This is a genomic window from Burkholderia sp. AcTa6-5, assembly GCF_017815075.1.
GTDB classification, from domain to species: domain Bacteria; phylum Pseudomonadota; class Gammaproteobacteria; order Burkholderiales; family Burkholderiaceae; genus Burkholderia; species Burkholderia sola.
On sequence record NZ_JAGIQE010000001.1, the window covers coordinates 563,920 to 576,178 of the forward strand.

The 12,259-nt window shown below is 67.8% G+C and carries 10 protein-coding genes; 5 read left to right on the forward strand and 5 right to left on the reverse strand.

What is annotated here, in order from left to right:
• Positions 1-59: 59 nt before the first annotated feature.
• Positions 60-1,277 carry a polysaccharide biosynthesis/export family protein gene (locus J8I33_RS02415; protein ID WP_050010859.1) on the reverse strand — a complete coding sequence of 406 codons (1,218 nt, stop codon included), beginning with the start codon at positions 1,275-1,277 and terminating at the stop codon, positions 60-62.
• Between the two features lie 134 nt (positions 1,278-1,411).
• Here J8I33_RS02415 and J8I33_RS02420 point away from each other — a divergent pair, with 134 nt between their 5' ends.
• Positions 1,412-1,843 (forward strand): hypothetical protein, encoded by a 432-nt coding sequence (locus tag J8I33_RS02420; RefSeq protein ID WP_124680717.1) that lies wholly within the window; start codon positions 1,412-1,414, stop codon positions 1,841-1,843.
• Between the two features lie 161 nt (positions 1,844-2,004).
• On the opposite strand, the gene J8I33_RS02425 is transcribed toward J8I33_RS02420, so the two are convergent.
• A complete protein-coding gene (locus J8I33_RS02425; RefSeq protein ID WP_209932852.1) occupies positions 2,005-3,858 on the reverse strand; it encodes an alpha/beta hydrolase in 1,854 nt (617 codons plus the stop codon).
• A 558-nt stretch (positions 3,859-4,416) separates the two neighbouring features.
• On the opposite strand from J8I33_RS02425, the gene J8I33_RS02430 reads away from it, so the two are divergent.
• Complete coding sequence (locus J8I33_RS02430; RefSeq protein WP_050010854.1) at positions 4,417-5,676, forward strand: oligosaccharide flippase family protein; 1,260 nt, start codon at positions 4,417-4,419, stop codon at positions 5,674-5,676.
• A 501-nt stretch (positions 5,677-6,177) separates the two neighbouring features.
• Entirely contained in the window at positions 6,178-8,379 is a 2,202-nt protein-coding gene (locus J8I33_RS02435) for a glycoside hydrolase family 3 C-terminal domain-containing protein (protein WP_209932854.1), read from the forward strand.
• 82 nt (positions 8,380-8,461) lie between these two features.
• Here the strand turns inward: J8I33_RS02435 and J8I33_RS34720 are convergent, their stop codons facing one another.
• Complete coding sequence (locus J8I33_RS34720) at positions 8,462-8,584, reverse strand: hypothetical protein (RefSeq protein WP_280884144.1); 123 nt, start codon at positions 8,582-8,584, stop codon at positions 8,462-8,464.
• Positions 8,584-9,162 (reverse strand): DUF4865 family protein, encoded by a 579-nt coding sequence (locus tag J8I33_RS02440; RefSeq protein WP_209932856.1) that lies wholly within the window; start codon positions 9,160-9,162, stop codon positions 8,584-8,586. The genes J8I33_RS34720 and J8I33_RS02440 overlap by 1 nt, the downstream gene beginning before the upstream one ends.
• Before the next feature lie 130 nt (positions 9,163-9,292).
• On the opposite strand from J8I33_RS02440, the gene J8I33_RS02445 reads away from it, so the two are divergent.
• Positions 9,293-10,150, forward strand: a complete 858-nt coding sequence (locus J8I33_RS02445) for a LysR family transcriptional regulator (RefSeq protein ID WP_209932858.1) — start codon at positions 9,293-9,295, stop codon at positions 10,148-10,150.
• Between the two features lie 163 nt (positions 10,151-10,313).
• Positions 10,314-10,901 (forward strand): YigZ family protein, encoded by a 588-nt coding sequence (locus tag J8I33_RS02450; RefSeq protein ID WP_124630314.1) that lies wholly within the window; start codon positions 10,314-10,316, stop codon positions 10,899-10,901.
• A gap of 142 nt (positions 10,902-11,043) precedes the next feature.
• Here J8I33_RS02450 and ppk2 read toward each other — a convergent pair whose 3' ends face one another.
• Positions 11,044-11,994 (reverse strand): polyphosphate kinase 2, encoded by a 951-nt coding sequence (gene ppk2 / locus J8I33_RS02455; protein WP_050010849.1) that lies wholly within the window; start codon positions 11,992-11,994, stop codon positions 11,044-11,046.
• Between the last annotated feature and the right edge of the window lie 265 nt (positions 11,995-12,259).

Consider the following 12,259-nt stretch of genomic DNA (forward strand, 5'->3'; position numbering starts at 1 on the left):
ACAGCATCAGTCCCGTATGGCGCGACGCACGGTCGCGGTCACGAAATCCGCCTCGGGCATCACGGCGAAATGGCTTTCGCCGTCAGCGCACCTTGCGCGGACGACGGAATCAGCAGGTTCACGACGCGGCTCCAGCGCACCAGCGATGACGCATCGACGAACACGACGTCGCGCCGCTCGAGCGGAAACTGGTCGGCGAGCGCGAACGACGCGGGCGAGCTGCCGTCGAGGTGGTACACCCGCGGGCGATTGTCGGGGCCGCGGCGCACGACGAACACCTGGCGCGCATCCGACGTGTACTGACTCACGCCGCCCGTGTCGCCGAGCGCTTCGCCGAGGCTCATCCGGCCGTCGGTCAACGTCAGCGTCGCGGGCCGCGATACCTCGCCGAGCACGAATACCTTCGCGTCGCTCGCCGCACGCACGCGCACGAGATCGCCGTCGCGCAACAGGATGTTCGACGGATTCACGCCCGCCGCGATCAGGGCAGGCAGGCTCACGTTCACGGTCGTGTCGCCGCGCGTCACCGAAACCTGCGAGCGATCGGCCGTCGGCGTGAAACCGCCCGCGCGGTCGATCGCCTCGGGCAGCGTCATCGGCATGTCGTTGACGATCTGCAGGCCCGGCGTGCGCACCTCGCCGTCGAGATAGACCCGCTTGCTGCGGTAGCTCTGCACGCGCAGCGCGAGCTGCGGCTTGCGCACGTATTCGCCGAGCCGCTTCGTCAGCAGCGCGCGCGCCTGTGCCTCGGTCAATCCCGCCACGTGCACGAGGCCCGCGTACGCGAACTGGACGTTGCCGGTCGCGTCGACCGTATAGCCCGTCGCGACCGAGCTGGCGCCGACGCCGTCACCGCCGCCGAGCGTCTGTGTCGTCGGCAGGTTCAATTCGGGGTGGTCCCATACGACGATGCCCAGCACGTCGCCGGGGCCGATCGTATACGGCGTCGGCTTGCCGAACAGCCGGCGGATCTCCGCGTCGACATTGGCCGACCGCCCCGCCTGGTGCTGGGCGACGAATGCCGGCGTGATCTCGATCAGATCCTCGCTCGACACGTTCTGCACGCCGTCGAGGCCGCCCGAACCCGATGCGTCGGCGCTCACGCGCGCATTCGCGTCGCGCTCCGCCGGCGCGCGGTAAGTCATGCCCGGCGACAGCGCACATGCGCTCAGCGCGCATGCGGCCGCCACGATCGCCATGCGCGACAGCCACGGTGCGCGACGGGCGCCGGGCCGCGGCGTGCCGCGCGTCGATTCCGGTTGCGTGGTGATTGACATGGTGTCCTTCCAAAACTGTGCGGTAACCCGCCGAACGCGGCGAATTCCGGCATTACGCTTGCCCAGCGCGGCTTGCATTGCAGCTTGCATGCCGCACCACCCTCTTCACCGCACGTCATTCCGTACGATCCGTCATGAACTTCTCTTCGTCGCTTGCGCCGTTCGTCTGCATCGTGTCGACCGGCTTCCTCTGTACCGCCGGTGCGCAAACGCTGTCCGGCACGCCTGCCGATACATCGCCCTTCGCGTCGTCGACGCTCGTTGCGCCGGTGCCGCCACAACGCTCGGCGCAAGCCGCCGGCGCGAGTGCGGCCGCCGAACCCGCCGCGGCTGCGTCCGCGGCTGCATCTGCGGCGACAGCACCCGCGATCGCTCGTTCAGCCGCGAGCGCCGCCGTCCAGCCCGACACGCGGGCCCGCGTCGCGTTGCGCCGGCCGCTCGTGCCGACGCGGCCACATCGCGCGCAGGTCGCCCATGCGCCCGCCGACGACGTATGGCGCAGCGACACGTTGTACGCATCGCCCTACGCGAAATCACCCTATGCGGAGCCGGGCGATCGCGACTGACCCGTCCCGGCCGGTCATGCCGCGGCACGACCGTGCATGCATCGATAAGGGATTGGACACCACGGCGAACGGCGCGTCTGTGAGCGACCCCACCGAACGTCGATCTTCATACGAAGCGGGGATCGCGCCCCAAAGCGCCGACGCATGCGGCACCGCGCGCATCACGGGCTGCCGACCGACACGTTTGCGTACGATCCCGCAGCCGCTTCACGCGCGACGGGATCGGCAACGTGCACGGCCGGCCTCGTCAAGTCGCGACCGAGCGCCTGCAAGCACCGCTCGATCACGATGTCCGTGCCGACCGCGCCGTACACCGCGTGATCGACCTGCGGCTCGAGGTGCAGCCGCACGTGACGCGAGCATCTGAATGCGTGCTCGATCGCGCCGAAGTGGCGCCGGACATCGTCGATGCCGGGATCGAGCGCGCCATATACCAGGGTCGTGCGGACATTGCGTTGCGCAAGCACGTGCATCACGCCGCGTGGGGTGCCGGCGCGCGGCTTCCAGCCGACGCGCGCGGCCGCCTCCTTCACCGGCACGCTGACTCGCGCGATCGCATTGGCGGCGACGGCGCGCGCGATCGGCCGCAAATCGCGCCGTTCGCGCACGAGGCGTTTCCACTTCTGCCAGTCGCGCACCGACAGCCAGTAACCGCGCACCGAGTTGTTCCGCTGCTTCTGCACCGCGTCGAGCGAGAGCCCGGCCGGCCACACGAAGCGCGCCAGGTTTATCGCGATCACGCCGCCGAGCGACGGCGTCTTCACGGCCGCATGCAATGCCGCATAGGCGCCGGAACAGATGCCGGCCGCGACCACGTCAGGATGGCCGAGCGCACGCAGCCAGTCGGCGGCGGCCGCCACGTCGTCGCTCGACTGCGCCGAATACACGACGCGCGACTGGTCGTCGAGCGCAGCCGCGCCGCTGTCGCCGACGCCGTTCACGTCGATCCGCAGCGTCGTGACGCCGGCGCGTGCAAGCGTCCGCGCGAGGCGCACGCTGAAGCGCCCTTCGCCGCTTCGCGGATTCGTCGACGTGTTCGCGATCACGAGCGCCGGAGCGGCGGGATTCGCCGGCCCCGTATCGGCGGGACGGCACAGTACGCCGACCAACCGGTCCGGCCCGACCGCGACGACCTGCTCGGTCATGTCGGTCATGTCGAGCGCGGCGGCCGATTCGCCGTTCCAGGGTGGATCATGCCGCCACATCGGGTCGACGCCGGCGGCCGTGCGCGGCACGCGTTCGCCGATCCAGCGCGCGAGCGTGTCGATGGCCGCGAGCGGCAGGCGCGAGCGCGTCCCGTCCAGCATCGTCGTCGGCCATTCGCGAAACGGATCGGCCGCCACGTTCACGCCCCGCGCGAGCAGCGCATCGCGCAACGCAGGTCCGTCCTGATCGGGCTGAATCAGCAGCATCGCATCAGGCAGCCTCGGGGCAGCGCGCACGACGTCGCACAGATCGACCGCCTTCAACGCGGCGACGAAATCGTCCGGAAAGCGGTGCCCGAGCACGTTCATGCAGGGCTCGTCACGATGGGCGGTGCGAATCGCAGGCGACGTGACGTCAAGCCACTGGCGATGCACGAACGACAGCTCGCGAAGATAAGCGCGTCCGCGCACGGCCGGCGCGAGCGCCACCAATGCGTCGACGCGCGGCGACGGGTGCTGCCCGTCGCCCGCGGCGGCCAGCATCGCGAACAGCGCGCCCGCGCGGATTCCGACGAGCGTCAGCGACGCGACACCGACCTGATCGCGCAGCAGATCGATCGCATCGTGAATGCTGCCGACGGTCGCGGCGTACCGATCGGCGTCACGGTCGTCGCCCGCGGAATCGCCAGTGCACGGATAGTTGAATCGCAACACCGTGACGCCGTCGCGGGCAAGGCGCTCGGCGATCGCCCGCATGAGCTTGTGCGTCCACGATGCCTCGTGTCCCAGCGATTCGCACAGGATCACACCTTGTGTCGTCTGTCCTTCGTGCAGCCACCCCACGCAGCTGCCGAACGTAATCGGCTTCAATCGGTACTCCTCGGATCGGTATTTTTATCGGACGCGGACACGTGTTCGGGCCGCTCCACCGGAATGAGCGATCCACGATCGTGCGACTCGTCGATGAACGCGCGGCAGCGGCCCCCGCCGCGCCCCTGCGCGGCCCGCCCGGTTCCATGCGTTGCCCTGCTCCCCATGCCCGCGGGAGGTGATGTTGCGTGCCCGAGGCATCGTCGGGCGGTTTGCACCGTGAACCAAAACAGTGCGATCGATTAAAGCACTCGGTTCGAACGTCCTTCGGTGCGGCAGCTTACAAATAGATTCATCGCTGTCGCGAGACGACAACGCACGCCGACGCGCGCCGTGCCGCGATTCATGCCGCGCGCACGAACGGAATCCGCGAACGGTAGGCTCGCGAACATAGTCGTCTCGTGCGGCCCGTATCATGGCCGCCATACGATGTGGCCGTGCCCGGCGACGCCGGACGCGCCACCCACCCATGCAACCCGGGTCAGCGCCGACCGGATGCACGCGCGCACCGCGGTCCCATGCCGCCGTACTGCGACACTCACGGCGCCGACCCAGCGAATGTCAAACCTCAAGAAGAATTTCCTGCTGCTGCTGACGCTGCAGATTTCGATGTACGCCGTGCCGCTGCTGATCGCACCGCTGCTGACGCACGCCCTCGGGCCCGAAGGCTACGGGCAGCTCGCGTTCTCGCTCGCCGTCATCGCGTATCTCACCAACTGCACGAGCTACAGCTTCGACCTGACCGCCACGCCGCGCATCGCGCTCGCTCGCGACAACCGCGCCGAACGCTCGCGCATCTTCTGGGCGACGCTATACGCGCAGATCGGCATCGCGGTGATCTGCTTCGTCGTGCTCGTCGCGCTGACCTTTGCGGTCGAGCGCTTCGGCGAAGACCGCGACCTGCTGCTGATCGGGTTCGGGATGGTCGCCGGCGTGGCGTTCACGCCGGGCTGGTATTTCCAGGGAATGGAAAAGCTGCGCGCGCTCAGCATGATCCTGTTCGTCGGGCGCATCTTGAGCCTGCCGGCCATGTTCGCGCTCGTGCACAGCCCGGCGGACATCGACCGCGCGATGATCGTCAACGCAGCGGTGCCGACGCTGTCCGCGATCGCGCTGGCGGCCTATCTGTACCTCAACCGTGAAATCGACTTCGTGCGCGTCGGCGCGGCCGACATCGCCGAATCGCTGAAGGGCGGCTGGCAGGTGTTTCTCGCGTCGACGTCGATCGCCTTCTATGCGTCGACCAACACCGTGCTGCTCGGCTTCGTGTCGGGCAACGTCGCGGCCGGCTACTTCGCCGCCGGCGACAAGCTGATCCGCGCGGCGCTCAGCATGCTGCAGCCGCTGAAGGCCGCCACCTATCCGCGCATCAGCTACCTGATGCGGCATGCGCGCAACGACGCGTTCTCGTTCCTGCGCAAGCTGTTCGTCGTGCAGGTCGCGATGGTGCTCGGCATCTCGCTCGCGATTTTCTTCGGCGCGCCGCTCGCCGTGCGGATCCTGTATGGCCCTTCGTACGAACCGACGGTCCAGGTGCTGCGCTGGATGGCCTTCATTCCGTTCATGGCCGGCATGACCGACCTGTTCGGTGTGCAGACGATGCTGCCGCTCGGGATGAAGTCGGCATTCACGCGAATCCTGATGTCGTCGGGCATTCTGAACATCGTGCTGGTGCCCGTGCTCGCCAGGTATTTCGCCGAGCGGGGCGCCGCCGTCGCCGTGCTGATGGCCGAGGCGGCGGTCGCCGCGGCACTCGCCACCGTCGTCTATCGCGCCGGGATTCCGATGCCCGGCAGTCCGGTCGCTCGACGCGGCTAGCCCACTGTCGGCGCTGCGCCGGTTTCCGCACGGGGCGACCGGCATCCGACGCTGTTCCATTCGATGCGCGCGCAACGAACCATATCGCACGGGCATACACGTCCCGACCTTCCGCCCCTCCGAGCGCCCCATGCGCAGGCAATTCTTACTCTGCCGCGCAGGCCCGATCGGGAACGATGACCGCCTTTCCGCCCCGCCGCGCGTCCCTACGAAATAAAGATCACACGTATCGGTAGAAACACCGATGCTGTAGTCAAACTACATTCGTACGATTAGTCGCTGCAGAGAATCGCTACATCCGATTCGGCAGCATCGGACGGTCCGCGTCGCCGTCCGCGTTGCTCGATCGAGCCCAACCGGCCGTAACGATTCCCCGCCTGGCTGGCATGCCGACGCGCAACCACCCTGCATCGCCAGCCGAATGCGTCCGGTGCGAATCCGCCGGACGTACGCAACTCCAGACATCATTCCAACAACCGGCAATACGATCAGGAGAGCAACATGCGGGACACACTCTGGCCGGCCGTCGTGCTGGCAGCGACCCTCTGCACCACCGCCTACGCCGGCGACGCCGATTTCAATGCGCAGGCTGACGCGACCGACACGTTCGCGTCAGCCGCCGCGCAACGGCGCGCCGACCTGCTCGTGCGCAAGATGACGCTCGACGAAAAACTACAATTCATTCATTCGCAATACGAAATGTCCAAAGTGCCGGGCGGCGGCGCCGGCTACATCCAGGGCGTGCCGCGGCTCGGCATTCCCGATCTCAACATGGTCGATTCGGCGACCGGCTCCGGCAGCACGTCGCAGGCCAGCACGACGTTCCCGGCCACGATCGCGGTCGCCGCGAGCTGGGATCGGCGGCTGTCGTACGACTTCGGCAAGCAGGTCGCGATCCAGTTGCGCGCGCAAGGATTCGGCATGGGCCTCGCCGGCGGCACCAACCTCGCGCGCGAGCCGCGCGGCGGCCGCCTGTTCGAGTATCTCGGCGAGGATCCGCTGCTCGCCGGCGACCTGCTCGCCGAACGCACGCTCGCCACGCAGCGGCAGAAAGTCATCGCCACGATCAAGCACTACGCCGGCAACGAGCAGGAACACGGCCGGATGGGCGGCAATACGCAGATCGACGAGCGCACGCTGCGCGAGCTGTACCTGCTGCCGTTCGAGATCGCCGCGAAGCGCGGCCGGCCCGGCAGCGTGATGTGCAGCTACAACCGCCTGAACGGCACCTATGCGTGCGAGAACCCTCACCTGCTGAACGACGTGCTGAAAAACGAGTGGGGCTTCCAGGGCCAGGTGCAGTCCGACTGGGGCGCCACGCACAGCACCGCCGCCGCGATCAACGCCGGCCTGGACGAGGAAGAAGACGTCGGGCCGAGCGTGTACCTGACGCCGGCGGCCGTCAAGCAGGCGATCGCGAACGGCTCGGTGTCGACCGCGCGCCTCGACGACATGGTGCGCCGCAAGCTCGCGGTGATGATCCGTGTCGGCGTGATGGACGATCCGGCCCAGGGCGGCGGCACGATCGATTTCGCGGCCGGCAACCGGTTCGCGCAGGCGGCCGCCGAGCAGTCGATCGTTCTGCTGAAGAACGACGGCAACCAGTTGCCGCTGGTCGCGTCGGCGCTGTCGCGTATCGCCGTGATCGGCGGCCATGCGGATGCGGCCGTGCTGTCCGGCGGCGGCTCGGGCAACACGCGCGACCCGGTATCGGGTTCGTTCGCCGGCTGCGGCGGCCTGACGTTCGGGTCGTCGACCGGGTGCAGCTGGTGGCGCAATCCGTGGCTCAAGGTCGACGTGCCGATCGTCGCGGCGATCCGCGCGCTGGCGCCGGCCGCCCAGGTCACGTATGCAGGCAACAGCGACCAGCAGTCGCCGTTCCGCGCATACACGCAGCAGGAAATCGATCAGGCCGCGGCGCTCGCGGGCCGCTCGGATGTCGCGATCGTCGTGGTCGCGCAGCCGGCCGGCGAGGATTTCGGCGATCTGCAGAGCCTGAGCCTCGCGAACCCGTCGAACCAGGATGCGCTCGTCGAAGCCGTCGCGCGCGCGAATCCGCATACGATCGTCGTCGTCCAGAGCGGCAACCCGGTGCTGATGCCGTGGAAGGACAACGTGTCGGCCATCGTCGAGGCGTGGTATCCGGGCGAAGCCGGCGGCAAGGCGATCGCGAACGTGGTGTTCGGTGCGGTCAATCCGTCGGGCAAGCTGCCCGTGACGTTCCCGGCGCGCGATCAGGACTCGCCGACGTGGGGGCAAAACGGCACGTTCGACCCCGACCCGGTGTACGCGGAAAAACTGAACATGGGTTACCGCTGGTATGACGCGCGCAACATCAAGCCGATGTTCGAGTTCGGCTACGGCCTGTCGTATACGCACTTCGCGTATTCGGGCCTGTCGGTGTCGAAGCAATGGGACGGCTCGCTGAGCGTCGCGTTCACCGTGCGCAACGACGGGCGCGTCGCCGGCGCCGAAATACCGCAGGTCTATCTCGGCGTGCCGTACAAGGACGAGCCGCCGAAGCGGCTGGTCGGCTGGGAAAAGATCCGGCTGAATCCGGGCGAGGCGCGGCGTGTGCGCGTGACCGTGTCGCCACGGATGCAGAGCGTGTGGGATACGTCGCGCAACGGCTGGAAGCTCGTGCCGGGCGGGACCGTGTATGTCGGCGCGTCGTCGCGCGATATCCGCTTGCAGGGCCACTGAGCAAGCGGCGATGAAGCGACCCGGGGGCGCCGTGCATCGCATGCGCGGCGCCCCTTCTGAACCACCACTGCGCTGAAGCGCCTTATCTGAACAGCAGCGCCAGCATCGTCGCAAGCGCCGCAATCGCGGCGATGCCCGCCACCACACCGGCCAGATGCGCGGCTACCACCACACCGGCCGGCAATCGCGACATGATGCCGGCCATCACGCGCCGCCCGCTTCCAGCGTGTCGAGCAGCGGCCTCGCCAGATGCAGGACCTGGTACACCGTGCCCGCGCCGCCGTCGTCCGGTTCGTGTTCCGTCACGAGCGCACGCGTCAGCCGCCAGCGCAGCGGATCGAGGCTGACGGCCGCCGCGACCACGCCCTGCCGTGCCGCCGCTTCGCGATTGCGTTCGATCTCCCGCGCCAGTGCCGCATCGAGGTCGGCATCCGCCGGAATCTCGATCGTTTCCAGACGCGCGAAACGTCCCGTCGACGCAGTGCCCTTGCGCGCGTCCAGCGCCACCTGCGTGTCGATCGGCGCGCGGCCGAAACTGTCCGTCACGACCCGATAGCGGCCGTCCGTCACGAACCGCGCGAACGCCTGTTCGTTGCGCCACAGGTAAAACGACGCGTAGCCGTATTCCGTCGCGCCGTGGCGGCCTGCCTCGCGCAGCAGGAATCCCTTGAACAGCAGGTCCGGCGTGCCGTCCCACAGGCGGCCGCGCTCGCGCACACGCTGGCGGATGATGTCGAGGTCGTAGTCCGCCGGCAGGCGGTGCACGTAGTACGCGGTCAGCATGATCGACTCCTGGCGAAAGAAACGGACGGCATTCCGGACGGCATGAACGCAGCGTAGAAGACCTTGAATCATTTGAAAAGACGATGGCAGAATATTTCAATGATTCGATTCTGAAATGACCGAGGGTGCGATGAAAACGCTCGACATCGAAGCCGTGCAGGCATTCGTGCTGACCGCCGATCTCAAGAGCTTCACGCGGGCGGCGGAGGCGCTGGACACCACGCAGTCCGCGGTGAGCCTGAAGATCAAGCGGCTGGAAGACGGGCTCGGCCGCCGTCTGCTGGAACGCACGCCGCGGCAGGTTCGTCTGTCGGCCGACGGCACTGCGTTCCTGGAGCCGGCGCGCGAACTGGTGGTTGCTCACCATGGCGCAATCAGCGCGTTCGGCACGAGCCGGCGACGGCTGGTGATCGGCGTCAGCCACCATGTCGTCGGCGCCGATCTGCCGATGCTGTTGCGGCGGATGAGCGAAGCGGAGCCGGCGCTGGTGCTGGAGATCCGCGTCGCCGCGTCGCGCGACGTGCTCGATGCGTTCGATCGCGGCCTGCTCGATGCGGCCGTCGCGCTGCAGCACGACAGCCGGCGGCTCGACGGCGAAACCATTCTGTCGGAGTCGTTCGGCTGGATGGCGGCGGCCGATTTCGAATACCATCCGCCGCAACCGCTGCGGCTCGCCACGCAGGCCGAACCGTGCAGCGTGCGCCGCATGGCGGTCGACGCGCTGGACGAAGCCGGTGTCGCGTGGACGGAAGTCTTCGTCGGCGGCGGCGTGGCGACGATCGGCGCGGCGGTGTCCGCGGGGCTGGCCGTCGCGGCGCTCGGGCATCGCGTGGCGCCCGCCGGCACCGTCGACATGGGGATGCGCTACGGGCTGCCGCCGTTGCCGACGCGCGACGTGGTGCTCTACTCGAATCTGACCGATGCGCACGCCCGGCAGGCGCTGCGCACGCTGGGCGCCGCGCTGCGGTCGTCGGTCGGCGTGCGTTGATGCCGTGCGCAGCGACATCGAAATGCTTCGACGCGCGCCACGGTAAAATTCCGTCTTTGCCCCGCGCTCATGCAGACGATATCCATTCGTCCACGGGCCCCCGTCAAACGCATCGACCAGCTATCATCGCCTTGACTTCCCTACACTTTCCGCGTCGCGACGCATGAGTTACTCGCTCGCCGCCTCCACCATCCGCGAACTCGAAATCCGCAAGAGCCGTTTCATCGCGTACGCGGTTCCGGTCGAGGACCGCGATGCCGCGATGCAGGTCCTGCAACGCCTGCGCGACGAGCACCCGGCGGCCACCCACGTGTGCTGGGCGTTGCTGGCGGGCGGCCAGTCCGGTATGTCGGACGACGGCGAGCCGTCGGGCACCGCGGGCCGGCCGATCCTCGAAGTGCTGCGCCATCACGACCTCGACGGCGTGCTCGGCGCGGTCGTGCGTTACTACGGCGGCGTGAAGCTCGGCGCGGGCGGGCTGGTGCGTGCGTATACGGATGCGATCGCATCGGCGCTGCTCGATGCCGAGCGCGTCGAGCGCATTCGGCGCACGCGGCTCGCGGTCGAGATCGGCTACCCGGAAGAGGCGCGCGTGCGCCGCTGGATCGAACAAGCCGGCTATGAACTGGTGGACAGCGCGTACGGGATGACGGTGAAGCTCGTGATCAAGCTGCCCGAAACCGCCGAAGCCGCGGCAAGAGCCGAACTGTTCGATCTGACGCAGGGGCGCTCGGGGTTTCCTGATCTTTGAGCCGTTGCGGCGACAGCCCGCGCGGCGCGCGCGTACGCATGCACTGCATGCATTCGAACCGCCCACCCTCCGCCAGACCTCAAAAAAACGCGCCGCATACCGCGGCGCGCTTCGTCGCATTGCGATCGACCGGGCGAATCGCTCAATAAACGTCCGGCACGATCATGTTGTCCGGCACCGGCCGGCGAATGTAATCCTCGTGATGCTCGCGCTGCGGCAGATCGATCGTCGGGCGCGGCACCTCGTGATACGGCACCTGGCCCAGCAGATGGTGAATGCAGTTCAGCCGTGCGCGCTTCTTGTCGACGGCCTGCACGACCCACCACGGCGCCTCGGGAATATGCGTGCGCTGCAGCATCTCTTCCTTCGCGGCCGTATAAGCCTCCCAGCGGCGGCGGCTTTCGAGGTCCATCGGGCTCAGCTTCCACTGCTTCAGCGGATCCGCGATCCGGCTCTGGAAGCGCAGCTCCTGCTCGTGGTCGGTGATCGAGAACCAGTACTTGACGATCTGGATCCCGCTGCGCACGAGCATCTTCTCGAACTCGGGCACCGACCGGAAAAATTCCTCGTACTCGTCGTCGGTACAGAAATTCATCACGCGCTCGACACCCGCACGGTTGTACCAGCTGCGGTCGAACAGCACGATCTCGCCGCCGGCCGGCAGATGCGCGACATAGCGCTGGAAGTACCATTGCGTGCGCTCGCGGTTGTTCGGCGCCGGCAGCGCGGCAACCCGGCACACGCGCGGGTTCAGGCGCTGCGTGATGCGCTTGATCGCGCCGCCCTTGCCGGCCGCGTCGCGCCCCTCGAAAATGACGACGAGCCGGTGTCCGGTATTCACGACCCAGTCCTGCAGCTTCACGAGCTCGCCTTGCAGCCGGAACAGCTCGCGGAAATATTCCTTGCGCGCCTCGCGACGCTCGGGCGAGAACAGCAGGTCCTCGCCGTCGTCGAAGCGGCGGTCGTCGAGCTCCATCTCGAGCTCTTCGTCGTAGGCGTCGACGAGATCCTCCTCGAAACGGCGCTGGCGCGCTTCCATCGGGTCCGTATCGGTGCGGTTGTCGGTCTCGGTGCGGGTATCGTTGTCGCCCATGGGGCCTCCTTCCATCATTGACGCAGCCAAACTCGCCCATTATCCCAGCGTCGCGCGTCAAATTCATGAAAACGGGCGGCCAAGCCCGTCGGAAGCGAAATGAGCGGACCGGCATCGGGCACGGCTGCCTCGAGGATCCGCCCGAAGCCATTGCCGCGCGGATCGCGGGCTTCATCCGAACGACCGGCTGAAAAAATTCGGCAGCCGGGTCGAGACACCGGCTGCCGAACGGCGCGCGCGGCGGCTGTCGCCAACGCGCACGCAT

Bases quoted from the DNA above. Each gene is read 5' to 3' on its own strand.
- J8I33_RS02415 (WP_050010859.1), bottom strand. From the start codon at position 1,277: ATGTCAATCACCACGCAACCGGAATCGACGCGCGGCACGCCGCGGCCC.
- J8I33_RS02420 (WP_124680717.1), top strand. From the start codon at position 1,412: ATGAACTTCTCTTCGTCGCTTGCGCCGTTCGTCTGCATCGTGTCGACC.
- J8I33_RS02430 (WP_050010854.1), top strand. From the start codon at position 4,417: ATGTCAAACCTCAAGAAGAATTTCCTGCTGCTGCTGACGCTGCAGATT.
- J8I33_RS02435 (WP_209932854.1), top strand. From the start codon at position 6,178: ATGCGGGACACACTCTGGCCGGCCGTCGTGCTGGCAGCGACCCTCTGC.
- J8I33_RS34720 (WP_280884144.1), bottom strand. From the start codon at position 8,584: ATGGCCGGCATCATGTCGCGATTGCCGGCCGGTGTGGTGGTAGCCGCG.
- J8I33_RS02440 (WP_209932856.1), bottom strand. From the start codon at position 9,162: ATGCTGACCGCGTACTACGTGCACCGCCTGCCGGCGGACTACGACCTC.
- J8I33_RS02445 (WP_209932858.1), top strand. From the start codon at position 9,293: ATGAAAACGCTCGACATCGAAGCCGTGCAGGCATTCGTGCTGACCGCC.
- J8I33_RS02450 (WP_124630314.1), top strand. From the start codon at position 10,314: ATGAGTTACTCGCTCGCCGCCTCCACCATCCGCGAACTCGAAATCCGC.
- ppk2 (WP_050010849.1), bottom strand. From the start codon at position 11,994: ATGGGCGACAACGATACCCGCACCGAGACCGACAACCGCACCGATACG.